Source organism: Pseudoalteromonas sp. Angola-7 (assembly GCF_028599255.1).
Taxonomy (GTDB): domain Bacteria; phylum Pseudomonadota; class Gammaproteobacteria; order Enterobacterales; family Alteromonadaceae; genus Pseudoalteromonas; species Pseudoalteromonas atlantica.
Map to the genome: position 1 here is coordinate 107848 of NZ_JAQREL010000002.1, position 26390 is coordinate 134237.

19 protein-coding genes and 1 pseudogene are annotated in these 26390 nt (G+C 40.6%); 7 read left to right on the plus strand and 13 right to left on the minus strand.

What is annotated here, in order from left to right; translation table 11 throughout:
• Positions 1–497: 497 nt before the first annotated feature.
• From PSH50_RS03100 to PSH50_RS03120, 5 genes are all read right to left on the minus strand, one after another.
• Positions 498–2900: a TonB-dependent receptor gene (locus tag PSH50_RS03100; protein WP_273609239.1), complete on the minus strand. Its 2403-nt coding sequence runs from the start codon at positions 2898–2900 to the stop codon at positions 498–500.
• 351 nt (positions 2901–3251) lie between these two features.
• The gene (locus PSH50_RS03105) at positions 3252–5606 is read right to left on the minus strand and encodes a TonB-dependent receptor (RefSeq protein WP_273609240.1); all 2355 of its coding nucleotides are present in this window, start codon (positions 5604–5606) and stop codon (positions 3252–3254) included.
• Between the two features lie 499 nt (positions 5607–6105).
• A complete protein-coding gene (locus PSH50_RS03110; protein WP_337946899.1) occupies positions 6106–6618 on the minus strand; it encodes a hypothetical protein in 513 nt (170 codons plus the stop codon).
• A gap of 25 nt (positions 6619–6643) precedes the next feature.
• On the minus strand, positions 6644–7384 hold the full coding sequence (locus tag PSH50_RS03115) for an anti-sigma factor (RefSeq protein ID WP_273609242.1): 741 nt from the start codon (positions 7382–7384) through the stop codon (positions 6644–6646).
• Complete coding sequence (locus PSH50_RS03120) at positions 7381–7872, minus strand: RNA polymerase sigma factor (protein WP_273609243.1); 492 nt, start codon at positions 7870–7872, stop codon at positions 7381–7383. Before PSH50_RS03120 ends, PSH50_RS03115 begins: the two co-directional genes overlap by 4 nt.
• A 140-nt stretch (positions 7873–8012) precedes the next feature.
• On the opposite strand from PSH50_RS03120, the gene PSH50_RS03125 reads away from it, so the two are divergent.
• Positions 8013–9359, plus strand: a complete 1347-nt coding sequence (locus tag PSH50_RS03125; protein ID WP_273609244.1) for a S8 family serine peptidase — start codon at positions 8013–8015, stop codon at positions 9357–9359.
• On the opposite strand, the gene PSH50_RS03130 is transcribed toward PSH50_RS03125, so the two are convergent.
• The 3 genes from PSH50_RS03130 to PSH50_RS03140 form a co-directional block, all read right to left on the minus strand.
• Entirely contained in the window at positions 9343–10296 is a 954-nt protein-coding gene (locus PSH50_RS03130) for a hypothetical protein (RefSeq protein ID WP_273609245.1), read from the minus strand. The two genes, PSH50_RS03125 and PSH50_RS03130, sit on opposite strands and share 17 nt — an antisense overlap.
• 62 nt (positions 10297–10358) lie before the next feature.
• Positions 10359–11240, minus strand: coding sequence for a hypothetical protein (locus PSH50_RS03135; protein WP_273609246.1), 882 nt, complete (start codon positions 11238–11240; stop codon positions 10359–10361).
• A 135-nt stretch (positions 11241–11375) separates the two neighbouring features.
• Positions 11376–13613 (minus strand): exonuclease domain-containing protein, encoded by a 2238-nt coding sequence (locus PSH50_RS03140; RefSeq protein ID WP_273609247.1) that lies wholly within the window; start codon positions 13611–13613, stop codon positions 11376–11378.
• An 89-nt stretch (positions 13614–13702) separates the two neighbouring features.
• On the opposite strand from PSH50_RS03140, the gene PSH50_RS03145 reads away from it, so the two are divergent.
• The gene (locus PSH50_RS03145) at positions 13703–14197 is read left to right on the plus strand and encodes a dual specificity protein phosphatase family protein (RefSeq protein WP_273609248.1); all 495 of its coding nucleotides are present in this window, start codon (positions 13703–13705) and stop codon (positions 14195–14197) included.
• Between the two features lie 295 nt (positions 14198–14492).
• Here the strand turns inward: PSH50_RS03145 and PSH50_RS03150 are convergent, their stop codons facing one another.
• On the minus strand, positions 14493–14912 hold the full coding sequence (locus tag PSH50_RS03150; RefSeq protein ID WP_273609249.1) for an N-acetyltransferase: 420 nt from the start codon (positions 14910–14912) through the stop codon (positions 14493–14495).
• A 172-nt stretch (positions 14913–15084) separates the two neighbouring features.
• Here PSH50_RS03150 and PSH50_RS03155 point away from each other — a divergent pair.
• Positions 15085–15225: pseudogene (locus tag PSH50_RS03155) on the plus strand (protein phosphatase); the annotation flags it as partial.
• A gap of 7 nt (positions 15226–15232) precedes the next feature.
• Here PSH50_RS03155 and PSH50_RS03160 read toward each other — a convergent pair.
• The 4 genes from PSH50_RS03160 to PSH50_RS03175 all read right to left on the minus strand — a co-directional run bounded on the left by PSH50_RS03160 (position 15233) and on the right by PSH50_RS03175 (position 21645).
• On the minus strand, positions 15233–15952 hold the full coding sequence (locus PSH50_RS03160; RefSeq protein WP_273609250.1) for a DUF6445 family protein: 720 nt from the start codon (positions 15950–15952) through the stop codon (positions 15233–15235).
• Complete coding sequence (locus PSH50_RS03165) at positions 15945–16685, minus strand: SapC family protein (RefSeq protein WP_064386765.1); 741 nt, start codon at positions 16683–16685, stop codon at positions 15945–15947. The genes PSH50_RS03160 and PSH50_RS03165 overlap by 8 nt, the downstream gene beginning before the upstream one ends.
• 38 nt (positions 16686–16723) lie before the next feature.
• Complete coding sequence (locus tag PSH50_RS03170; protein ID WP_273609251.1) at positions 16724–18280, minus strand: tryptophan halogenase family protein; 1557 nt, start codon at positions 18278–18280, stop codon at positions 16724–16726.
• Positions 18281–18351: 71 nt separating this feature from the next.
• Entirely contained in the window at positions 18352–21645 is a 3294-nt protein-coding gene (locus tag PSH50_RS03175; protein ID WP_273609252.1) for a TonB-dependent receptor, read from the minus strand.
• 356 nt (positions 21646–22001) lie between these two features.
• Between PSH50_RS03175 and PSH50_RS03180 the strand changes: the two genes are divergently transcribed.
• The 4 genes from PSH50_RS03180 to PSH50_RS03195 all read left to right on the plus strand — a co-directional run bounded on the left by PSH50_RS03180 (position 22002) and on the right by PSH50_RS03195 (position 26372).
• Positions 22002–22574, plus strand: a complete 573-nt coding sequence (locus tag PSH50_RS03180) for an RNA polymerase sigma factor (protein WP_004585933.1) — start codon at positions 22002–22004, stop codon at positions 22572–22574.
• Positions 22567–23661 carry a FecR family protein gene (locus PSH50_RS03185; protein WP_273609253.1) on the plus strand — a complete coding sequence of 365 codons (1095 nt, stop codon included), beginning with the start codon at positions 22567–22569 and terminating at the stop codon, positions 23659–23661. The genes PSH50_RS03180 and PSH50_RS03185 overlap by 8 nt, the downstream gene beginning before the upstream one ends.
• Before the next feature lie 36 nt (positions 23662–23697).
• Positions 23698–25128, plus strand: coding sequence for a sugar porter family MFS transporter (locus PSH50_RS03190; RefSeq protein ID WP_121637217.1), 1431 nt, complete (start codon positions 23698–23700; stop codon positions 25126–25128).
• Between the two features lie 164 nt (positions 25129–25292).
• Positions 25293–26372 carry a mechanosensitive ion channel family protein gene (locus tag PSH50_RS03195; protein WP_273609254.1) on the plus strand — a complete coding sequence of 360 codons (1080 nt, stop codon included), beginning with the start codon at positions 25293–25295 and terminating at the stop codon, positions 26370–26372.
• The last annotated feature ends 18 nt before the right edge of the window (positions 26373–26390 follow it).

Genomic DNA, 26390 nt, shown 5'->3' on the forward strand with positions numbered 1-26390 from the left:
CTTCCCTTCAAGCGCTCACTGAGCGCTTTTTTTATAGATGGCCTTTTAGCAACCTGTAATCATACTTAAGCAGTTTTTACCCTATTTATGACTCGCTTTTATAACTCAAAATAGCTCACTTAATTAAGCGAGTGGGTATTACTTATTAAAAAAATAACGCTTTAAAATAGTTAAAGGCAATAAATAAAGTATCAGCCTCGCCTTACTAAAGCCCGAGTATGCAACTCACAGCCAAGCCCCCCATTGTAAGTTACGCACTTATGGCTTAAATACACTTATGCATTTAGCAAACTTAAATGAAGGTCAGGTAAGAAAGGTTAAGCTTACAATCTAAAGCCAATAAAAGCGCACTCAATAAATGTCAGCAAAGGTGGGGTAAATACAATAGTAAGGTTAAATAGCAGCTAACTGGAGCTAACTAACAAGCTTAAAATAAAAAAAGCCAGCTAATAAATAGCTGGCTGAAAGTAATGACCGTAGCGGCCATTTAGGAAATTCTAAAACTGATATTTTAAGCTTGCGCCCCACGTACGCGGATTGTTCCAGTTAGCTTGTACTGAGTTTGCAGGTAAGCCATCAACAATTTGTGAGTGCACTACACCACGAGTTAAAATCGCTTTATCACCAATGTTTTTAACGTACGCTTCTACTTGCACACTGTCGTTAATGTACCAGGTTAAACGTGCATCAGCCATTAAGTGCGCATCTACTTGCACCTCTGGGATGTTCGTATCAAACGCGTAGTAATCGTCTAAGTAATTTAGTTGAATGTACGGTACTAAGTACGAATCCCCCCCTAAGCTAAACTCATAACGAGCTGAAAAACCAACACTGTACTCAGGTGCCATAGCTGGGCTCCAGCCTTCAAAACTAAACTGACTAGAGCTGTCGTTTATATCTTGGCGACCTTCTAAGTTACCTAATGCTAATAATGGGCGAAGCTGCTCATTACCTACTGCATAGCCATCAGCAAATTCACTATCAAGCAGAGATAAAGTACCTGTTAGTGTTAGGTTATCAATTGGCACCCATTGAATATCGGCTTCTAGGCCCACAGTTTCTACATCGCCGCCGTTTTCGTAGTATTCAAAGGTGGTAGCAGTACCTGCTGCAACACACTCTAAAACAGTATCGCCAGTGGTCGTATCGTTACATGAGGTTGCAAATAACTGTGCTTTTACATCTTCGTATTCGTTCATAAATACCGAAAAATTTAAACGCATTGCGCCATCAAGCAAATAGCTTTTCATACCCATTTCGTAAGAGATAACATCTTCGTTATCGTAAAGTGGGTCAGCACCGCGAGCTACAACGCGCGAATCGTTTGCGCCACCGGTTCTGTAGCCTGTCGCTACACTTGCATACACCATAATATCGTTATTAATGTCGTACTCGGCAGCCGCTTTATAAAGTAGCGCAGAGTCATCCCAATCAGGAATTGTATCGCCGGTAAATGTTTTGTCGTCTTGGTTTACACGCAACCCACCTACCACGCGCAAATCTTCTGTTACTTGGTAGCGTAATTGCCCATACGCCGCAATAGATTTTGCCGTATGCGGGTCGTAATCTGGGTTACCCCACGAAGGCACTACAACAGAGTCTGATACACCATCGCCTGTGGTATCTGCATGCGATAACCAGCTCCAATCTGCTTCTTGGTCAAAGTAATAAAGACCACCAATCCACGAAAAATCACCCTCATCGTTAGATGAAAATTGCAGCTCAGATGAGAGTGTTTTTTGGTCATCCTCACGACCAAAACCACCTACAAAATCAATGCCACCGTCGCTGTAGTCGTTATCGTAATATTGCTTACCACTAAGCGTTGAGTAGTTAGTGGTCCATTTAATATCAGCAAAGTCGGTATACCATTCAAGTGCTAATGTGGTCGAAAAGCTTTCTTGCTTATCAAGTGAAAATCCATTGCGGTAAACATCATACGGGCCAAGGTCTTCGTGCTGCGCATCACTTGGCTGATAAATATGCCCCTCGGTTATTGTAGGCGTGGTGTTAAATACACCCGACCCCGGCGAGGTTTCTTCAATTTGGTAGCCCGCTATTTGTTGGTAACCCCAAATAGCTTCTGAGTTTGAGTCTTTACGCGAGTAATCAAAGCGTACTGTGGCATTAAACTTTTCGTTTGGCTCCCACTTAGTAACGTTACGCATATAAAACTGGTTTTTCTCGCGCAAGTCATCTGAAGGGCCTGGAACAACTAAATTATTGATATAACCATCGTGACGATCAGAGGCCACTACAAAACGGGTTGCCACGGTGTCGCTTACTGGAATATTTATAATTCCTTCGTAAGCGCTGCGGTTATAGCTGCCGGTTTCAACTTTTATACTCCCCAGTAAATCGTCAAAAACAGGTTGGTTAGTAATAATATTAATACTGCCCGCAAACGTGTTTCGGCCATATAACGTACCTTGCGGCCCGCGTAATACCTCAATGCGTTGAACATCCACCAGCGCGCCTAAGCCCGATGAGGTAGTCGGCACATAAATACCATCTTGAAATATACCTACAATTTGCTCAGCAATACCGGTGCCTGCTACACCTACTTCGTTGGTGCGAGCGCCACGCATAGCGGGTCTAACTTCACCACCCGACGAACCCATACGTAAGCCTGGTACCACTTGTTCAAGACCCGTAACATCAATAATACCAGCGCGGGCAATGTCCCCTTCCCCTAATGCTGTTATTGATGATGATACTTCCTGTAGGTCTTGTGAGCGACGGTTTGCCGTTACCGCTATACGCTCTATCGCGGGCTCTGCGGTTTGTTCTTGCGCTTGTGCTTGTTCTGGCTCTTGCGCAGCGTGTGCGTTCATTGTGGTTGCTGCAATAGCGGTGGTTACAGCAAAGTGAACGAGAGTCCGTGTAAATTTAGCTTTCATTATAGTTATTCTCCCCAGTATAAAACGTATTTAGTTCTCCCCAAACCTACATTTTCAATTATTACAGTAAACAAGTTGTATCAATTGAAAATGCATGGATCTAAAATAGACTTCGAAGTCAAAAAGATCAACAACTTTTTGCTCGAATAATAACCTTATCGAAATTAACCTAAATAAAACAATATATTAAAATGAAAACAAAGTGATTTCGAAACACAAAAAAAGCCAGTAATAATTTATTACTGGCTCTATGTAAGCGATTGTTTAATTTAAAATTTCAATGCTATATTTTAGCAAAATGCACAAACTTACACTTTTACTTAAACCTTAAAATACATTATTGAAAAATGCCTAAAAGTTATAGCCTACCCTTACACCATAAGTGCGAGGATTAGCATAATCGGCCGCAGCCACATTACCACCAAAGCGGACTGTCCTAAGTAGTATAAGCTCATCTCCTGCGTTTTGAACATACGCACGTACAGACCACTCATTATCTGCCGAATACCATGCAAGGCTAGCATCGTACTTTTGGTAACTTTCTTGAGTACCAAATGAAAAAGGCAAATCGTTGGTTGTATACGAATCCGATAATTGAATACTGGTAGCAGGCACAACGCGGCCTTTATCACCTAAATCAAACTCATAACTGGCCAATAGTGTAATATTGTATTTAGGGCTTAGCTGCACGTCATTACCATCTAGTTGCAGTAAGTTATCTACGCCATTAATGGTCTCTCCACCCTCTTCAAATACATTTGGCGTAACAAAATCGCCATACGTTGAGTCTGTAAACGCAGCGCGTGCCCCTAGGCGCAATGCATCACTTGCCTGCCAATCAATTTCTAACTCAAGACCTGCAGCATCAATTTCGCCGGCATTACCAAAAAACGACACCGCCGTACCACCCACGTTTTGAAAACGAGTAGAAAGTAGGTCCTCGTACTGGTTGTAATATAAAGAAGCGTTAAATCTTAATGAATTATCAAGCAGCATGCTTTTAAAGCCAAGCTCGTAAGCCGTTACTGTTTGCTCATCGTAGCTATCTTCGCCATTAAAAGCGCCCTGTGCGTTACCCGCTAAAAAGCCTGTAGAAACGGTAGCATAAAGCAGTTGAGAACTTGCTAAATCGTGCTCAAGACCTAGCTTCCACGTTACTTTACTCCAATCATCGTCTGCGTTATCAATCTCAAGTACAGAAAAATCGAGCGTGCTTAAGTTATCTGGGTTTTGGCCGTAAATATCCCACTCACGGCTGTCATTTGTATACCTAATGCCGGCTATACCGCGTGTATCATCATTAAATGTGTAATTACCTTGAAAGTAGGCTGCAGCTGATCTTGTTTCTAACTGAATTTGATTTAACCACGACGCGTACTGAAATTCTTGGGGTTGCGTTGTATCTGGCACATTATCAACCACAGCGCCATAGCTGCCATTTAAAAATGCGTTGTCTAAATCTTCTGAGAGCAAATAAATACCCGCTACCCATTCAAAGTCGCTTTCATACGTTGAGCTAACCTGCACTTCTAACGAGTTTGTTTTTGATTCAATCGCATTGCCATCAACCGTGGTTGCATAAGTCGAAAAATCACCATCAGTAAGGCGCGTTTCTTCGTAATCCATTGAGGCTGCAATCACTTTCAAATCTACCGACTCTAATGACCAGTTAAGCTCTGCACTAATGCTTACATCACTTACATCACGCGATGGTTTATAGTCAAACTGCTGAGTAAATGGGTCTGACGATACCGCCTGTGCTGTATCAAGCCCTGGTGTTGCAGCGTTATCTAAACCTGCACCAAAGCGGCCACAATTACTGCCACACACATCGTCACGACCAATTCGCTCAGTTAATGGTGCCGACAAACTTGTTTTACCCGTTGCAGGGTTTATAGGAACGCCTAAAATATGGTAGCCAAAAGCACCGCCGCCATTTGATTCATCCTGCCACGTTTCTACTTTTACATTTAAATTTATATCGTCGTTAATTTCAGTAAAAACTTGGCCACGTAAAAAATACATATCAGCATCTTTTAAGCCTGCATCTTCATTAAATGTATTTTCAACGTAGGGATCTCTTATTTCTCGAACGCCAGTAAATCGCACCGCAGTGTCATCAGTAAGCGCTGCATTAAAAAAGCCCTCACCACGTAAATGACCATAATTACCAAATGTAACGGCCATACCGCCTTCGGTAATATCTAGCTCTGGTTTTTTAGCTATAACATCAATCGCACCACCAAATGAGTTACGACCAAACAATGTACCTTGTGGCCCGCGTAATACTTCAACACGCTCTAAATCAACAAACCCAGCAAGCGCCTGCCCGTGACGAGGACGATAAACACCGTTAGAATAAAACGCGATGGCAACATCGTTAGCCTCTACTTGTTCTGTTCTAGCACCGCGCATAGCTGGGCGAGCATCACTGCCCGACACACCCGACTTTAACCCTGGCGCTAAGCTATCAAGGTTTAAGATATCAGTAACGCCATTTTCTAGTAAATCTTTAGCAGATACAGCGGTCACAGCCAACGGCACTGATTGAATACTTTTAACACGCTTAGTAGAGGTAACCGAAATAACCTCCAACTCTTTGTTAGGGTTTAACTTTGCCTCTTGCGAGTATACCGAGGCTGAGCCCAATATCGCCGTGTTTACTGCAGCAAAAATAAGTGTTTTACGTAAAATATGTGCGGCCATGAGATTAATTCTCCACCTGTTGATATAAGTTATTTTATTAAGCATTTAAGGGCTAAATAACCCGCTACCGAATTTTTAGTATTTATAATTATTAAAAGCGCGATTTAAATGCCTATTTTTTCGACTTATAAAAACTATCGCTTTTTGCATTCGAATGCAATAAAGATTATATAAAAGTTTTACATGTTCATAACAGTAAAACGAAGCAGCTTATTCAAATAAAAATAAAGCCTTTAAAATTATAAAGTTATTTTTCAGGTTTATTCTTTAAAGCACTGGTTTGATCTGTTTAATTTAACAATAACAACCAAAGAAAGAAGTATGGTAGAGGAAACACCGATTAAAAGACTTCGAAGTCCAAGGAGGGGTAATCACATTTAAAGTAGGCACCTAACCGGCTAATAATTAAGTGCCCACTGTCACTAAAGATTAAAGCGTAAGCGTATAGCTTAAATATAATCACATGCAAAATAGCGACAGCTAATAACTATTCTCATAATTAGTTTTGTGTCTTTTTGCTTAAGTTTTCAATTAAGTCTTGTGCGCTATAGCTGTTGTCGCTGGGTTTAATACCTTTGCCCATTTTAATGTCAATCAGGGTGTGTACTTCTTTTCGTTTATCATTGTTGCTCACTTGTACGCCTACGCTATTGCTCGGGCGTACGCGTGTTTCGCAGGTTAATAAACCACAGTTTCGCTCATATTGCTGGCTGTGTGATGCACTAATAGATGACGCGGGCGCTTGCGATTTAGACTCAACAAAGGTTTCTTTATTTGTTACAACAAACCAGTCGTAGCCTTGCGCTTGGGTAAGTTCAGCCGCGCGTAACAATGCATAATCACCGGCATCGGCTACGTTGTTTGACACACTTTTAAATTCGACGCGGTATTGATCGTCGCTAATTTTTTGCTCACTATAACCTTGTGAGCCATTATTAGCTGGGCGGTAGTCGGATTTAGAAGCGCAACCCGCCATAAGTAAAATACTGATAATTAAAATAGATGTTTTCATCATTCACCTCGTTTTATAAAAGCTATTATTGGTTTAACTGCCACTTTGCACTAATTGCTTGCTGCTCTTGCGCTCTATCTAGTGGTGCGCCGCTGATCATGCTATCTATAACAGCATCTAACTCACTGTTATTAGAGGCCGCTCGATATTGCGCGCCATTATCACTTTGCTGCGCGGCTGTTTGCGCTTTTATTTGCCAACCGCTTTGCGTTTTACAAGCAATGCTTGTTTGCATGGTATTGTTTGAGCTTAGCGCATACTGCCTACAAAGCTCACCTTGCTGATTTTTAAAGCTAAGCTGCGCGCTAAATACTGAGCCATCACTTTGCTTATACTCACCACTACTTAGCTGTGTATCAAGAGCAGAGGCTATGTTACTGGCTACTATATTTTGCGACTCATTGGGTTGTAAATAACTAGTCATTGCAATACCAAATACCACGGCAACGCTTGCAGCTATTGCTAAGCTTTTATTAGCCGACTGCTTAACCCTTTGCCAAGGCGTTAACGTTACTACATTGCTATTTAACGTATTTTTTGTCGTTGCTGTATCAAGCTTTGCAACCGTTTTAGCTAATGAGTCACTAAGGGGTGCGTCATCAATACTTGTTGCGTGCTCTTTTACTCGCATGTCTACTTCGCTTAGCTCTGCAAGTCGCATTACTAGTTCATCATCGGTTTCAAGGGCTTTGCGCACTTGCTCCATTTCGTGCTCGCTTAGCTCTGAGTCTAAAAAGGCGCTAAGTGTTTCGTCGTTAATGTTCATACTTGCTCCTTTTTAAAGTCGGGTTTTATTAAATTATAAAGTGTACTGCGTGCTCGCGATAATTTACTCATTACACTGCCTATAGGTATATCGAGTGTATGTGCTACTTTTTTATAGGCCATGCCCTGCACTGCCACCAGCGATACAATGGCGCGTTGCTCTTCGGGTAATTGCCCAAGTGCTGTATTTACATTTTTAAGCATTTGTTTGTTTTCGAGTGTTTGGTGCTCATTACTTGTAATTGGCTCTGGTAAAACATCGGCCTGGGCCGTATTTTGCCTTACCTTGCGTGAGCGGTATTCGTCTATCCACACATTGCGGCAAATTTTAAACGCCCATTTAGCAGGCTCAACGTCATCCGGAATGCCTTTTACTAATAGTTTTTCAATTGTTATTTGCACTACATCGTCTGCATCTGCTTTACTACCCGTTAGCGAATAGGCAAAACGCCTAAGCATGGGCAATAAGGTTTTTAATGTTTCGTTCATTGATTTTTACCCCTTTTATAAAGAAGACGATTCAAAAAAACATTTATTCCCAAATAATCAAAATAATTTGAATAATGAAATATTTCTATGTGTTAAACGTTAACTAACCAGCATGGTAAATTTAATAGAAGTAACCCACTATGAATATTAAAAACACACGCGTTAAACACATAATAGCCACTTCGCTTTGCATATTTAGCGCAACGAGCTCTGCCAATATAGTGAGAGTCGATCAAGTGCTTGGGCAACTAAACCCAATAGAGCAGCGTATTGAGCAAACAATAGAACGAGCACAGCGCCTGCCGCTTCCGGTGCCTGTACCACAAGTTTCGATTGATGAACTAAAAGCGCAAATTAGTGAGCCTATTAGCAGCTTACCCAATGTGCTTAACATTAATATAAATAGCCAAAACACCGCATTTGTTGAAGTAGAGCTAGAAAACGGCTTTAGAGCAATAGAGCGCCAATGGTTATTAATGGCAAATAGCCAACAACTTAATACCCTAAAGCAGCAAAATGTAACCATTGTATCGGTAAAAAATTACAACGCACTTAACATGAGTTTAGTGCGCTTTAACGTGCCCCAAAGTGTTAATTCTAAAAGTGAGTTATTAAAAGCACTTAACTTAGATGAGTCTGCAATACTTGACCGAAACCACATATACCAGGCGCAAACTGGCGAGCCTACCGAAAAAGTAACACCAAATAACTCTATTGCCCCCTACTGCACACAAAGCGTAAAAATTGGCATGATCGATAGCGCCATTAATACCAAACACAGTGCTTTTAAAAGCGCAAATATCACTACGCAAAGCTTTTTACCACAAGGGTTAAGCTCGCCAAATTTACACGGCACCGCCATTGCAGGGCTAATTACAGGTAAAGGCGCAAAACTTAACCCGCTTTTAGGCAGTGCCATGCTTTACAGTGCCGAGGTGTTTTATAGGCAATCTGAATATGCTCAAGGGGCTACATTATTTGCCATAGTAGAAGCACTTAACTGGCTAGTCAGTAATAAAATACCCGTAATAAATATGAGCCTAACAGGGCCAAATAACGCAGTTTTAGAAGCAAGTATTACTGCAGCAATAAAACAAAACGTGTTAATTGTAGCTGCTGCAGGTAACCAAGGGCCGGCGTCGCAGCCGTTATACCCAGGTGCGTATAAAAGCGTGATAGCGGTAAGTGCTATTGATTCACAAAACCAAATTTATAGATGGTCAAATAAAGGCGATTACATAGACTTTGCAGCCCTTGGTGTAAATGTTGTTACAAGCCAAGGTAATGGAAAATTTGGAAGGGAGTCGGGTACGTCAATGGCGGCGCCGCATGTAAGCGCGGCATTAAGTTGTTTATTGTTAAAGCATGGTAATAATAAAACCAAAGCACTTAACGAGCTTACATCGCTTGCCATCGACTTAGGCGAGCAAGGCAAAGACACCACCTTTGGTTATGGTGCCATTTACCCACCTAAAAGTGCACTTTAACTGACGCCGATAAAACCGATTGCGTATAGGTATTGCTACTAAGCTTTGATTGATAATCGCCATATTCAGCCTCGGCTATTAATGTTACGCGCTCAAATAAAGCTAGGTTATAAAACGCATTAACTACATTTCTGTGCTCATCTCGCGACGGTATTTGCTCAAAAAAATCATCCGTTGTTTGCTCATCGTAATCTTTATTTTGATAACGCCAGCCTGCGCCCACTTTATTCGCTAAATTAAAGGCCGTAAATTTGTGCGTAACTTTAGTAGTAAAACCGTAGCCGTTAAAGTCGTATTGGTTGTCGTCGGCATTTTCTTTATCAGCACTTAGCGCTGCCATTAGCATGGTTTGGCCGTTATTTATAAAATGATAAAGCGCTACATCGCCGCCTACGCCGTCGGCATTACGAGCTTTTGCAGTAGCAAAACGTTTAGCTTTGGTTTTTATGCTCATACGCAAATACGTATGCGGGTTTAAAAAATGGCCATAGTAGGCGCTGGCTTGATTAAAATGTAAAAATGTATCGCCATCTACATTTGCTTTTGCGCCATCGTAACGAACCCCTAGCTCATGGCTATTAAAGCTATAACTGCCATCTAAACCATATTGATGCAGGTCTAAATCGTATTGATCAAACTCATCGTAGTCTTGTTGTTCAAACTTATAGCTTGAGGTTAATTTAGCGCTTTTGGTTACTTGCCATTTTGCATTAACACCGGCTGCGGTTTTTATGCCGCTGTCGCTTTGCGACGAAATATCGTCGAGCTCTTGAACAGAGAGCGCCGAGTTACTTAATACCCCAACTTCTGCATCTGCATTTAGCTCAAAGCTACTTTTAAAGGGCTTATTTTGCTCAGCTGTTTTAATGTGGTTAGTTTGTGCAAGCACCGCTTGAGCACTAAAAACACACAATGTGGCGGTTATAACTGCTTTCATATTTATTCTCCAACAGGCCGAATAGGTTTCCCCATTCGGCATTTGTGCAAGTACTTGGCGTATTAAAGGCCTAGGTCTAAATCGTTAGTAATGTTGGTTACTACTTCACTTGCGGTGCTAAGTGCTACATCGTTACTAATTTGATCAGTAACCGCTGCACTCACCTGCCCGCTAACACTTTGTTGTACTGTGCTTTGTAAACTACTAACCGTACTGTCTTGCACACTGGCAATTAAAGATTGCTGAACATTGCTTACTACTTCATTACTGGTGTTAATTGCATCACCCATTTGCAGTGCAGAACTCACTGAGTTTGCAGCCGTATTAGTAATTGCTAATTGGTTTGTAAGCTCACCGGCATTAAGCGCATTATTTGCATCAGCTTGTGTAACTAAATCGGTAGCGCTGCCCACATTTGAAAGTAAAGAGGCATCGGCTGGTGTGTCGGTAGTATCTGGCTGAGCGCCTTGCTCAGAGGTAACAGAAAGTAATGACGACTGGCTCACAGCGGTTGTTAAATTACCCGCCGATGAGGTTAACTGCGTTGTTGTATCAAGCGCTGTATTGGCTGTGGTAGTGCTTGTGGTATTTAAAGACGCGGCCGATGCATTTAATGCATTATTTAAAGATGAGCTGGCAGATGCAACTAATGTATTTGCAGGCTCTGCAGCCTCACTGCTTTCTTGCGCTGGAGTTTGCGTATTATTCGCCGTTGAATCTGTGTTTTGCGAGTCATCAGCCGTGACTTGTGTATCGTTAGATACGTTTGACTCGTTGCTACCACTGGCTGTTAAACCATTTTGTGAAACCGTAATAGATGTAGATGTTTGTTGCTGCGCCGACGTTGACTGAGATAGTTCAATATCAGCGGCGTGCACTGCACCTGTAAAAGTACACACACCGCTTAACATCATTACGCTTACAATTTTATTTAATTTAGTCATTGTTTTGTCCTCTAGTTTGTCGGATTGACATAAAGAAGACGATTTACAAAAGCACTTTATTCCAAAAATAATTAAAAATTATAATAACGTTACTTAATTATTTAAGTTTCATACTCTTAAATATAAATTACTCGTTTATTGCGTTAGCGTTTCACTGTTTTGGATCAGCAATAACAGCTCGGCAGTGGCGGTAGCATCGGCCAATGCGCGGTGATGGCTGGTTAAATTTAAATTAAAATGCGCGCTAAGGTTACCAAGCGAATACGACTTTAACCCTTTAAACGCTCTGCGCGATTCAACCACGGTGCACATTTTTGGCATTTTAAAAAAGTGCCCTGCAACCTCGCATTCTTTTTTTATAAAACCGTAATCAAAGTTTACGTTATGGGCTACAAAAATACTGCCTGCAAGTTTATCTAGTAGTGGCTGTGCTATATCGGCAAATACAGGCGCGTTGTAAACCATGCCATCGCTTATGCCTGTTAGCTTAGTAATAAAGCTTGGGATATGCCGCTGCGGATTAATAAGTGTCGTCCAGGTATCAATTACTTTACCGTGCTGCACTTTAACAATGCCAATTTCGGTAATCCGGTTACCGCCTTTTAAGCCGCCCGTGGTTTCTATATCAACCACGCTGTAAATACGGTTAGGGTCTACAAACCACTTAACTGCAGCAATATGTACTGTAAAGCCTACATTTTTTAAATTATCAATAGTGGTAAGTTGGTTGCGCCTAAGCTTATCGCCTGGGGCTTTTACCTCTTCAAAATGTACTTGCCCATTATTAATAACCATTAAGTCGGGGTAGCCGTCTTTTAGCTGTAAATAGTATTTGCTCATAGCCGTTAAGTGCGCAATTAACGCTTCAAGCGGGCTGTTTAAAATAAGTGCCTCTAGTGGCTCTAATAAATTGCTGCGCCATCTAAACAAACCATTGCGCTGCTCAAAATACTGCGCGGCATGCTTACATACCAAATTAAGCAGCGCCTGATTAGTGCTACAGCTTTTTAAACGTGCGTCAATTTGCGTGCTTTGTGCTTCATAAAAATTACCAAGCTGTAAAACTTGCGGGTAAATATCAAATTCATTACACGGCGGGTAAGGCGATTCAATAAATAACTCGTGCCAAAATACTAAGCCAAACAAGCTTTGCCATAAGGTGTTTTCGGTATTAAAAACCGTTAACCCTTTTGCACTGTAATGCTCATTTACGCCTTGCTCTACATCGCCTCGGTAAATTTCGTCAATTTCAAGCACACACTGGGTGTCGGCCAGCATGGTGCTTAAGCGCGAACGCGTTTGTTTATTAAACTTACGCATTAAAAAGTCATCAGCAAAATACAGTAAATCGTCGGTGAGCGGGTTTTCTATAATTTGCTCTAGCTGCGCTTTAACCCACGCTTTATTACCTAGGCGGTATTGCTCTCTTATTTGAATTTCTTGTGCTTCGGCGTAATCGGTGCAGCCTTCAAGTAGGCTAAAGGCAAGTTCGCTATCGGTATTTTTAAGTTGTTTATACAGCCTAACCAGCAGTTTGTTTTTAATGTCGTGCGCTTGTGCGCCGTGCGCCGGTTGCGCTAAAACTAAATGCGAAAGCTCGGTGTAAGGGGTTTTGTCATCAAAGGTTTCATCTTTTGTATTACCGGCTGTTTTGCCAATGTTTTTAAACGCTAAACGGTAACGATTTAAAACGTAATTAGATTGCGCCTCAGCCAATGTATTAAAGCGCGACAAGCTCTCGCTGTGCCCTTCGCGGGTAGCGGTTAACCCTAAATCGCGCATAACAAAGCGGTTTTGATGGTTTACATCGCCACTACTTAAGCGCCCTGCAAATAAAAACTCAAAATACTCGTAATAATCTTCTCGGTTATTTATCACATACTGGCTATATAAAAGGGCTAAATCATCTACGCGCTCACTAAAAAATTGGCACGCAATAGTAACCAACTCCCCTTTAGCTGCGCTTTTCTTAAAGCTTACTTGCTCACTGTAATTACTGAGTAACTCCACCAGCATGGGCTTGGTTAAATGCGCTATAAGCTGCTTGTAATGCTGTGCGTTTGGCTCATATAAAATACCCGCTGTTTTTAGCGTATAAATAGCCTGATGCGGCGAAGTTATTTCTTCATAATTAAGCGATTGCGCCTGCACTAAATAAGGCTTGCGCGAATACACACGCGCCAACATGCATTGGCTTTGCTCATCTAGTTGGTTAATTTTACTAATAAATTCACTATGTTTAGGCTCAAGTAAATGCATACATTTACTTGTTACAAACTCAATAAGTTCTCTAAAATGCGCTAAATAGTATTTTGCTGGTAATTCTTTTTTCATAACACCGCCACAACTGTATATAAAAACAGTATCTAGCATTTGTGCTTATTATTCAATCTTAAACTTGTAACTAAAACACGCTATAGTGAGCGTATAAAAGCAAATTTATTAAAAATAAAGGACTTACCATGAGCGCGCACCCATACGATGTTTTATCACTCAATAACAGCGCAAATATTATTTTTACACCTTGCCCTGGTACAAAAACGCAAAACCTAGCGGATTCAATCGCTACATTAAAAGCCGCTGGCACTCACATGCTACTATCGCTTATGCCACAAAAGGAGCTTGAAAAAAACAACGTACAAACAATTAATAGTGAGTGCAATAAGCACGATATAACCTGGTTTCATTTACCAATAAATGACGACGAAGCCCCAAAACAACCTTTTACATCAAGCTGGAATACCCACAAAACAGACATACTACAAGCCATACAGCAAAAACAAACCATTGCCATTCATTGCAAAGGCGGCACTGGCCGCACAGGGTTGGTTGCTGCGCTTATTTTAAATTCGGCAGGTTACACAAAAGATGAGGTATATAGCTTAGTGCAAGGTATTCGCCCTAAAGCACTCACTATAGAATTGCAAAAAGAATACTTTAATAACTTTGAGGTGTGAGGGAGAAACGGGGGAATATGTTAACGCTCATTCTTAGTTACCCTTGGTAAGCTTAGCCACTTATTAGCGATAACTAATCGTAATTATGTAAACCATAAAACCACCAAATAGGAATGAGCCAAAACCTGCAGGCCTAAATGTACTTTTAAATTTTTGAGCAGACCACACAGCAATTAAGTACACCTCGCTCTCCTAAAAACTAATGGGCCGCATAGGGTAATACAGTCGGACTTGACTAAAGTTAGCTAAAGAATCGCGTAAGCTAAGTGCTTTGCGCCTCTTAATACTGTTGCTATTAGGCTTGCAAGCTCATGTAGTAAAAACGATCGTCTTCTCTATCGACAGCAAATCCGATGCGGCTATATAACTTAAATGCAGGGCTTAGCTGAAATACTTTGAGATCTATGAATTTGACACCTTGTTGACGAGCCATATCAACTACTTTAGCAATAACGTGAGCACCAAAACCTTTGTTTTGATAAGTAGCTGCAATCTGAATATCGCGAAGTTGGCAACGCCCTTCATCAAACGATAAGCGCACGACACCTATGTGTTGCTCCTTACACAAAATATCAAAATTTTTAAGGTTTTTGGTAGCTTGATAAACGTCTTCTACATCCCAATCTACCGCATAAATTTCGTAATAGGGTTTCATATTGTTAAACGTAAAGTGTGCGGCAGCCTTTAAGTCTTCAGTAGCAACAATCTCTAGCATCCATCTAGCCTCAAAAAAGAATTAATACTCAATAAACTAATTAGCCACTTTAATTGAATAAGCTAAACTGCGCTATAAATTACGCGTGCTAATTGGTTAATTAGTTTTAACCAGCTTTCAGGGGATATATTCAACTTTTAATGTAAAAGAAAAAAGGTAATATCAATATGACCGCACAGCGTTGGTCGCTGCGCTTATTTTAAATTCGGCAGGTTACACAAAAGATGAAGTATATAGCTTAGTACAAGGTATTCGCCCTAAAGCACTCACTATAGAACTACAAAAAGAATACTTTGAAAGTTTTAGCAGTTAATAAAAAGCTAACGTAAAACAGCAAAGCTACTAATAGTTAAACGCCCATTAATTGGATCGCATACATAATCGTTAGCCGCATTTATATTACCAGAGTGCAATAAGTTGCTTGGGTATATAACAACCCGATTTAACTTTGCCTCTACACTGTAAACTTGCTCAAACAAAGCTGTACTTCCATTTATATAATGTGGGTTTTTGTGAAGCTTTTGCGCCATGGCTTGCTGCTTAATAGTTTGCCTATATGGCATAAGTCGCTCTTTTGTTATGCGTTCATACCCTAGGGCTCTATGCTTATAAAATGAAGTGCCACCATGCGTTTCATCACATAAAAAGTGCACCATAGCAAGTTGATTCATATTAGGTGTATCAAAATGAGGGAGCATTTGTATTGGCCTTAGCTCATCAGGTTCAGTGCATGCAATTGAAAAAGCAGAAAGTATTACATCAAACTCGCTTTTATCTGTCATATCAAAGTGTGAATTAATAATTGGCGCAAGGTCTTTTAACCGCTCGATATAACTAAGCGGTGCTGCTTTTCTTACTCCTGGATAAAAATCACTTTCTTGTGCGCAAAATGTTTCTCTGGCGTATTGAGAAAACACAGCAAAATTAATAAGTGCATCTACATTATTTACAAAATCATCAATAACAATAATTGGGGTTTGCTCCTCCCCAACAGTGTGTACCTGTAACACCATATTTTTGTTAAGTGTAAAATCAATCATCGGCTAAATTAAGCACCGCATTTTTACGCTCAATCAATGGGTATATTTGGCCAAGTGAGGTTATAACAGTATAAATAGCGGGTAATAAAGCGCGTTGATGTAAAAGCGTAATTTGATCACTATCAAGTTGTGCGAGTCTTTCTTGATTAATAGTGTATAAGCCGTTTAACTTTGTTTTTTGACTGTTCTGAAACGTTACCTCAAGCGATAATGGCTGCAGTAGCTCATGCTGTAACAAGGTATCTATTAACTTTTTATTGTCTATTTCGCCTTGTAGTAAATGCCCTAAACACTGCTTTATTTTTTTAAAATAACCACTTTCTTCTGCGTTTTGGGTATAAATTGGTTCTAAATCATTCTGGCTTTGCGCTTGGTTATTAATGACTGCTGGGCTATTTAAATTAATACACACAGGGTATTGAGTTTGCTTTGCATGAGTATCACCAACAAAAAATGGCTGACGCTGTAACTGAAGCGGTAAATATACTCCCTGCCACTGCGAGTGCTGATAAAACAAGTTCTCATGTTGCTCAAAGCCTAATAAAGCATTGAGTGTAAACTCCCCTGTTTCTGAGTTTTTTGCAAAAACTATAGGCTGCTGAACGGCAATTTGATTAAGTTCTGCCATAACAACAGGGATCATATTAATGTTTTCAGCGTGTGATTGTGCTTTTTGTGTGTCTATTTTTATATGCTGATGAGCACTTTGCTCTAATGCGACTAAATTTTCCATGCGTGTCTCTTTATTGTTTTTATGTGTAAATTTTTAAGCTAAATAGTGCTAAAGCCATGACTCTTAATTTTATTTAACAATTCTCGGTTACTAGGTAAGTTAGTGACTGCTTGGTTTATCATGCTTTTATTTTTATCAAACTGACTTTTAGCAAAATCAGTGTCTTTAAGCATATAGGAAGTTGTGCTGTAGTCACTTTTAAAGCCCATACCATATAAAACATATTGATAACTCGCCGCTGGAAACACCTCATTGTTACTTGTAAAGTCGTGGTCAGCAGGGGCGCGGTATTGCCATAATTTCATTAGATCTTGTAGGCTTTGAGGAATCGTTTTAGGGTCTCTGTTATCACGCCAAAATGCGTTATCGTCACGGGTTGATAAAATATAGTGTAACTTTAAAAAGTCGATTATTTTTTCCCACCTGTAGCTAAACGTCTCATTAAAGCGCTTGGCGGTAATATCCATAATATCGCGGGTGTGGGGGAGTTGTTCGCTTATCATTTGCGCTGACATTTCTACTAATACCAATGCAGAAGCTTCAAGCGGTTCCAAAAAGCCAGCCGAAAGCCCTACCGCAACACAGTTGTTCTGCCAAAAGTGTGAGCGATGGCCACTTTTAATAGGGATTTTTCTAATTGTTAACGACTCTATTTTATCGCCAACATACTCTTTAAGCTTTTCTCGTGCTTGTGCTTCGCTACTGTATTTACTCGAATACACATAACCTACCCCACGGCGGTGTTGTAACCCTATATCCCATATCCAGCCTGCTTCTTGCGCTGTTGAAATTGTGTGAGACGCAATGCTCTCATCTTCATTCTCATAGGGGACTTGCACTGCTAAGGCGGTATCGATAAACAGCACATCATCGCAAGGCATAAAAGGAACCTTATAATGCTCGCCTAATAACAATGATGAAAAACCGGTACAATCGACAAATAAATCACCGCTAATTTCACCTTGTTGCTTTGTGGTAACACTTGCAATATCGCCATTTTTAGCACTTTTGATCTGTGTTACATCAGCTAAAAAATGTTTAACGCCAAGCTTCTGCGTACAATGTTTTTGTAAAAAAACGGCAAATTTTGCCGAGTCTAAGTGGTAGGCATAATTGGCTAAGGCAGCATATTCTGGGGTGCGAATTGTTTTAGGAGCAAGCCCTTGCTCACAAATAGCTTCTTGGTAACACACTGCATTTGAAAAAGACGTTGACTCAGCGGTATTATTTAACCAATGCCCTGCCATATCTGTTTTTGAAAAGCCCTGTGGCAAAACTAATGGGTGATAATAAAAATCATCATTGCTGCCATCCACCCATTTGGCAAATTTTGCACCTTGTTTAAAGCTTGCTTCGCACTCACGTATAAAGTCGGTTTCGCTAATACCAAGTGCTATTAATGTACTACGCATGGTAGGCCAAGTGCCTTCACCAACACCTATAATTGGTACATTTGGAGATTCAACTAGCACAACATTAAGGCCATCGGGGGTATTACTTTTATGGTGCGCCGCTAATCGTCCGGCTGTTAGCCAGCCCGCTATACCACCACCAACGACAACCACTGTTTTTATTTTTTTATTTTGCTGGTTCATACTTGTTACCTATAAAGGCATATTTAAAAAGTGGCTATTACTAAATGTAAAAGCCACTTTATTAATTAAAGTTAAAAACTACCGCGAATACCTAACGCAAAACGTCGTCCGCTATCTTCCACCAATAATAATTGATTAGAAAAACGACCACGCTTGTGCACATATTCTTCGGTTAAGTTAATACCTTCAAAAAATACCGATACATTTTCGGTAATGTCATAGCTGCCGCTAGCATCAAGTTGTGCGTAATCTTCCACAATTGTCACACCATCACCATTTAGCTGTGTAAGTGACTGTACGAAGCTATCGCGCCAGTTATAGGCTAAACGCGCTTGAAATGGTCCATTCTCATAAAAGCCAACCACATTATAAGAGTCGCTTAAGCCTGTTAATGCAAATACTTGAGTTATATCTGCAGGGTCTAGCTCTGCATCACTGTCTACAAATGTTGCATTAACCATAAAGCCAAAGCCACTGTCAAAACTATGCTGTAAGGCTATTTCCCAGCCATCAACAATCGCCGATTCGCTATTATTTGGTAAGGTGTTTGTAAATACAGCCGTTGAGTCGGCTGCATCAGGGTTATCTACATCGTTACCTGTTGAAGGGTCAGTCAACAATCCGCCACCAGACAATTCAAAGGTTAAATCTTCAGTGGTATTGATAATGAAGTTAGCAACATTCTTTCTAAAGTAACCAGCGGATAAATAACTGGCATCAGCGTAATACCACTCTAATGATAAATCTAAGTTATCAGAGGTAAACGGTTCAAGTTCAGGGTTACCAGAGCTTGATGTTAAATTGCCCCCCTGCCGAGTTGTTTCGATTACAGTTACAGGCGACATACTATCGAGTGTTGGTCGTGTAATTGTTTGTGATACAGCAGCACGTGCTATTAGCTCATCGCTTATTTCAAGTTTTACACTAAAGTTAGGTAAAATCGCTTCGTAATCTGAACTTGCTGAAATATTTTCTACGGCGCCAAAGTTTGCGAGCATTTCCGTTTTATCTAAGATCGTTAATGCACTAACTGGCTCGTCTGTGCCTTTTACTTCTACATCGGTGCTTTCGTATCTAAAGCCGGCTGTTGCGTATAAAGGCATGCCTGCAAGTTCAGCTTCAAAATCAAATTCTGTATAAAACGAGAAAGTATCTTCAGTTATCTCAAACGACTTATTACGCTTAACTGCATCAAAACTAATAGGCTGACCATTCGCTGCAGCTATTTGCTCAAGGTACGCAAAGTTTGCCTCACCATCATGTGCAAGCCATGACGTTGGCATACGACCGCTGCCGCTCACATCAGATAAAAAGTCATCTCCTGCGTCAAATACAAATTGCGCTAAGCCATCCATACTTGGGTCATCTGGGTAACCACAAAAAGTACAGTGAATACCAACACCTTCGTTATCCCAACGATCGAGATTTTTTGTTTCAGTTGAATACATAGCACCAAATTTGACCGAGACTAGGCCTGATGTACCATCGTTATGCCAAATGCTATCCCAACGAAACTGATCCACGGTATCTTCTACAGCCCAACCACGGCGTAGCATTACATGTGCTCGGCTATTGGCTGTATCTAAATGGTTTGATACGCCATCAGGTGTAACTGCAGGGTTATAAGCAACACCGTCCAGCTCTTGCTGGCCGCTATAAATGTTAGGGTTAGCAGAGGCAAACTCACTCGCATAAGGTAAAATACCGCCATCCACTTCAAATCGAACTCGGTTAGCATAGCCAATCAACGATAACTGATCCCCGCCACCATTATTAGCCTCACGCTCAGCTTTTGAGTGGCTTAAATCAAACTTCATATTTAAGCTATCGTTTACATGCCAATCAAAGTTTAAACCTAATGCGCTAGAGTTGGTTAAACGATCAAACTTTTTAGCGTGCATATCGGTGGCAAGGCCTACCTCTTGATATAAATCAACCACAGTGCCATTTTCATCAACAGTTGGCCCTGCAGCGCCGCCAAAGCCTTCTAAGTTTGGCGCTGTAAACCAATGCCCATAAGACGTTGTGTCTGCTTCTACATCAAAATCAGAGTAGAGCGCATCAGCAGTGATAACTAAATCATCTGAAGGTGCGTACTGTATTACTAAGTTTGCATTGGTACGTGTACGTGTTTCTGTTGTTACTTTATGATCGTAATTACGCGGCGAAAAAATATTACCGGTGTATGCTTGCCCGCTTTGAGTTTGCGGGTTTGGGACGCCCACGTTTTCTAACCAGCCGTCTACCTGCGCCTGGTTTAAGCGTGTTTCGCGCTCTTGGCGAGAAACAGCGAACAACACACCCAATGTGTCATCATTAAATGTATTACTAATTAATCCAGAAATTTCAGGTGTGGTTTCTTCGCTATTTTCATCGTAAATACCCTTAACGCTACCTGCCACTTTAAAACCGCTAATCGCAAATGGTCGCGCAGTATTTACATTTACTGTTGAGCCAATACCACCAGATTGCATAGTGGCTGTTGAGGTTTTAAATACATCTAAGCTTTTAACTAGCTCTGATGCAATAGTATCAAAGCTAAACGCACGGCTTTGATTTTCAGAGGCCATTTGGCGACCATTTACAAGCACAGTATTAAACTGCGGGCCAAAACCACGCACCGTAATAAGCTGCCCTTCACCGCCTGAACGGTCTATTGAAACCCCCGTAATTCGCTGTAAAGACTCAGCTAAATTTGTGTCAGGGAATTTACCAATATCTTCTGCTGAAATGGAGTCGACCACGCCGCCCGCTTCTCTTTTGGCATCCATAGCTCGGCCAAGTGAGCCTCTGATCCCGCGTACTTCAATTATTTCTGGTTCTTGTGCTGCTGTCTCTGCCACTGCAGGGAGCGTTGCCATTGTGCTTAGTACAGCTAGTACAGCACTGGACACGCCATTTTTTTTATAGTTAGCCATGTTGTCAGTTCTCTCGAAACTTGGGTCTATTAAAATAGATATTTGCCCATCTTCGCTAACATGCGGTTGCAACCCTGTGCCATCGAGTAAAATCTGTAATGCGTTTATTATTGAATACTCGCCAGCAATAGTATTTGTTTGTAACTGCTGAATTTTATCCAGCGGAAAAAGCAAAGTAATATCGGCTTGCTCGGCAAAATTTATTAGCGATAAATCAGCCCTTTGTCTTGGAATATTAAACACAGCTTTATCGTTTACAGCGCTCGCTTTTACCTCGGTGGTGAGTAAGCTAAAAACCAGCGCATAAAGCGGTAAACAAAGCGGCAAATGTAAATATTCCTTGTGTATAGTTTTTGGCCATACACAGAACAAAGACGAGTGACTTTTTATTTTCCTCCATAAATTTTTTTTATTTTTTTTTAATAAATTATTTTTTTGACTAGCCATGCTAATTTTTTTTATGCCTTTATTATTTTTATTGTTTGCGCTTTTAACTGTATTTTTAAACAATTAAAAATACAGTCCACATTGCAGTTTTTTACTTATTAATTAAAAAGTTAAAGTTTCTAAAGTACAGAGTCAGTACCTAGTAAGGTATTTATAATGGCAAAAACTGTAGTACACTTCGCCTTTACATTACAAGCTTTATGCCCTTTGCGGTTAGTGAACATTAAATTTAAAAATAAAAAAACTTATTTATTTTTTAAATTTAATGGCGGATTTTTTCTTACCATTCGTCTTAGTTTGTATTGGCAAAACAATAACAATAATTGCCGTAAACACACACACGAGACACACACTAAATGACGAAAGACACACTTTTTTATAAGGTCTATTTGGCCTCGCGCAAAAGTCTCTCAAATGTAGTTGCACGTATAGTGCCGCCACATGAAATTGAAGATATAGTGCAAGAAACTTATGTGCGAATTTGTCAGATTAAAAACACTGAAAACATAAGCTCACCAAAATCTTTTATTTATAAAACGGCGCGAAATTTAGCGCTCGATTACCAAAAGCAAGCCAATATACGCCTAGTCGATGGGATCGACAACATGGAAGCGTTAGAGCAACTCTTATCGGAACACCAGCAAGACGAAATGTACGAAAAAGCACTCACCGATAGTGAATTTTCTAATTTTTGTGAAGCCATACGGCTTTTACCTGTGCAGTGCCGTAAAGTGTTTGTATTAAAAAAAGTGTATGGTTATTCGCAGCGAGAAATTGCTGCTCAATTAAACCTTAGTGAAAGTACCGTGGAAAAACATATAGCAACAGGCATGAAACGTTGTACGCAATTTATGCGTCAATCTACAAAAAGTGTTTATGGGCAACCAAATACTTCTTCGCAGCTAAATGCAGGAGGGAGGAATGAGTAATGTTCATCATATAAACGAACGAAACACTAGCGACGATGCGCGCCTTGATAAAGCAAGTGAGTGGCTGGCTAAACTTGATCGTGGACTGTCTAAGCTCGAAGAACAAGCGTTAAAGCAATGGTTGTCACAATCTTATAAAAATGTAGAGGTGTTACTTGAAGTAGCACAGCTGTGGGACAAAATGGACGACCTCAGCCGCTTGTCAGATCTGTTTCCACAAACACCAGTAAAACAAAAACGCCTCCCTGTGTGGTTAGGTGCAACAGCTGCATCTATTTTATTAGCTGTTGCACTTAGCTTTTTTCAAGAAGCGTTTAACTTTTCATTTTTTTACCCGGTTAATCAATCAGCTGTGGTTGCTAAACAGCTTAATTTTCAAACCGACGTAGGTGAAAGTAAGGACATACTGCTTTCTGATAAAAGTAAAATCACCTTAAACACAAATAGCTTTGTTCAAGTGAGGTATACCCAACACACTCGCGTAATAAATTTACTGCGTGGCGAAATTCATATAGACGTAGCTCACGATAAAATGCGCCCTTTAAGTGTTATCGCTGGTGATAAAGTTATTCAGGCTGTTGGTACTGCATTTAATGTAGAAGTAGGTCAAAAGCAAATAGAACTGATTGTGACAGATGGCAAAGTCCTTGTTGCAGAGCAAAGTGCCAAACCGTTACCAAATCTTTCCCAAGGGACTAATAAACAAGGTCAGTATTTATCAAATAGTTCAACTTCGGTGTCAAAGGGAGAAAAACTTGATTTAAGCTTCAAAGGTAAAATTGCTAAAGCGGTCGAAAAAGTTGATCCTATGGATGTAGCCGCTAGATTATCGTGGCGTAAAGGTAGCTTAATATTTAGAGGTGAATCACTTGCTGAAGCCATGGCTGAAATCAGCCGCTATACAAATATAGATTTCGAGCTTTCAGAGGATGACCGTCTCAAAAAAGTACAAGTAGCTGGCATGTTCAAAACGGGCGATATTAAAGGACTGCTAGAAGTATTAAACAATAATTTTAATATTGATTATGAAAGAGTTAGCCCAGATAAAATTCGTTTAAAATACGCAGCACCACACGTCTCAATATAGTAAAGTACACAATAATAAAAACCAGGACACACAATTATGACATCACCTCTCTCGCCGAGCAGTAATAGCTCGGCGCACACATTGGGCACATGCTCTCTTTTTTACGTAATTTTTATCTCTGCAGTGGCTGCTATTGGTGGCTTTTTATTTGGTTTTGACTCGGGTGTTATTAACGGCACGGTGTCGGCACTCGGTAATGCGTTTAATTCAAGCAGTGTAGCTACGGGCTTTAACGTAGCGTCTGTATTACTTGGCTGTGCCTTAGGTGCACTTGCTGCGGGGCCGCTGGCTGATAAGTTTGGTCGCCGTGCAATTATGATCATCACCGCGATTATTTTTGCCATTAGTGCGTTTGGCTCAGGCATTAGCGAAAGCTCGGCCGAGTTTATTTTTTACCGCTTATTTGGTGGCTTAGGTATTGGTGCTGCATCGGTATTAGCGCCGGCTTATATTGCAGAGGTTGCACCACCTGCCCTTCGTGGTCGTTTAGCTACATTACAGCAACTCGCTATTGTATTGGGTTTATTTGCTGCGTTTTTAAGTAACTATTTAATTGCTGATGCAGCAGGCAGCGCGCAAAATATTTTAATGCTTGATATAGCCGCTTGGCGCTGGATGTTTTGGGCTGAGCTTGTGCCTGCAATACTTTTTTTAGTGGGTGTGTTGTTTATTCCTGAGTCGCCTCGTTATTTAGTGGCGCAAGGTAAATTAGACGATGCAAAAACAGTATTTAGTAAAATTTCGAACGACAACGTTGCTGCGCAAATAAGCGATGTTAAAAGCTCCTTACGTAGCGATAAAAAGCCAAGTATTCGCGATTTATTTATTGATGGCAGTAAAAAAGTACACCCGATTGTATGGGCAGGTGTTGCGCTGAGTGTGTTTCAGCAATTTGTAGGTATAAACGTGGTGTTTTATTACGGCTCTGAGCTGTGGCAAGCCGCTGGGTTTGATGAGTCGCAATCGTTATTTATAAATGTATTAGCGGGTACGACTAATATTGTATCGACCTTTATTGCTATTGCCCTTGTTGACAAAATTGGCCGTAAACCACTGCTATTAGTAGGCAGTATTGGTATGTTTATCAGCTTAAGCGCGCTTACTTATATATTTGGCAGCGCAGGCCTTGATGAAGCAGGCAAGCTTGCACTTAGCGATAACATGGGTACGTTTGCGCTTATTATGGCTAACTTATTTGTGGTGTTTTTTGGATTAAGTTGGGGCCCCGTTGTGTGGGTGTTATTAGGCGAAATGTTTAATAACCGTATTCGCGGTGCAGCGCTTGCTGTTGCTGCAAGCGCGCAGTGGATTGCTAACTTTGCCATTACCATGACCTTCCCTATTATGCTAGCTAATATTGGCCTTGCAGGTGCGTACGGCTTTTATGCTTTATCGGCACTTATTAGCATATTTTTTGTGGCCAAATACATTACAGAAACCCGTGGTAAAACACTTGAGTCTATGTAACCTAAAGCTAAATTAAGCCATACTAAAAATATAACTGGCACGCTCTGGCTGCCAGTTATATTACCTTTTAATAACCTGAGTTACTTTATAAATACAGCCCCTCTACTCATATAGGTACATAACTTGCTGCTTACTCTTTTAAGTTTATAAAAGAGAGGTAAGTAATGTCTGCTACTACTTTTTACAACCTAACAGAGCAACCTTGGGTGGTTATTGCTATTTGTTTAGTTTCTATAACTATAGCTTTGTTTTGTATCCGCTTTTTTATAATGTACTGGCTTAAAAAGTGGACCTCTCATACTAAATTTATATTCGATAGCTTACTTATCGCCTCTATCTCTAAACCGCTCACCCTTTGCACAATTATTGTGCTACTCACCATTATAGAGCAAGGGTTGTTAATACAAGGCGAGCCGGTTGCGAGCTATATGTCGTTTTCGACCATTAATATTATTTTGGGCTTAGTGGCTATTATTTTATTTTTTGACCGCTTTTTTGTGGGCACCATTAATTACTACAGCAAAGAGTCGGCGGTGATTTTTAATTCGCAAAGTATTATTAAAGGCATTATTAGGGTAAGCGTTTTATCGGTCGGGGCTTTAGTGCTGTTAGGCACCTTGGGTATTTCTATTACGCCTATAATTGCCTCGTTAGGTATTACATCATTAGCGGTGGCGCTTGCTCTGCAACCCACCCTTGAAAACTTTTTTTCGGGCGTACAACTTGTTATAGATAAACCCATACGGGTGGGGGATTTTATTGAGCTTGAGTCTAAGGAGCAAGGCTTTGTAGAGAAAATTGGTTGGCGCTCTACGTGGGTTAAAATGCTGCCAAATAATATGATTATTATTCCTAATAGTCAGCTTTCTAAATCGCGTATTATTAATTACTTTTACCCCGAAAAAGAACTGAGTGTACCTGTTGATGTAAGCGTTCACTACAGCTCAGACCTAGAATTTGTAGAGCAAGTAACGCTAGAAGTTGCGCGCCAAGTACTAATTGACCATGAATGGGGGGTTGATGATTACAATACCTTTGTGGTGTATCACACCTATGATAACTCAAGCATTAATTTTACCGTAATGCTGCGCGTAAAAGAGTACTTTAATCGGTTTTGGGTTAAATCTGCTTTTATTAAAGCGCTACACAAACGCTATAACCAAGAAGGTATTGTGATCCCCTTCCCTATTACAGCTATTAACACAGCACAAGAAGCCGCTAATTTTAATAGCGATAAAAAATAAGCGCGAGATAAGCTCGCG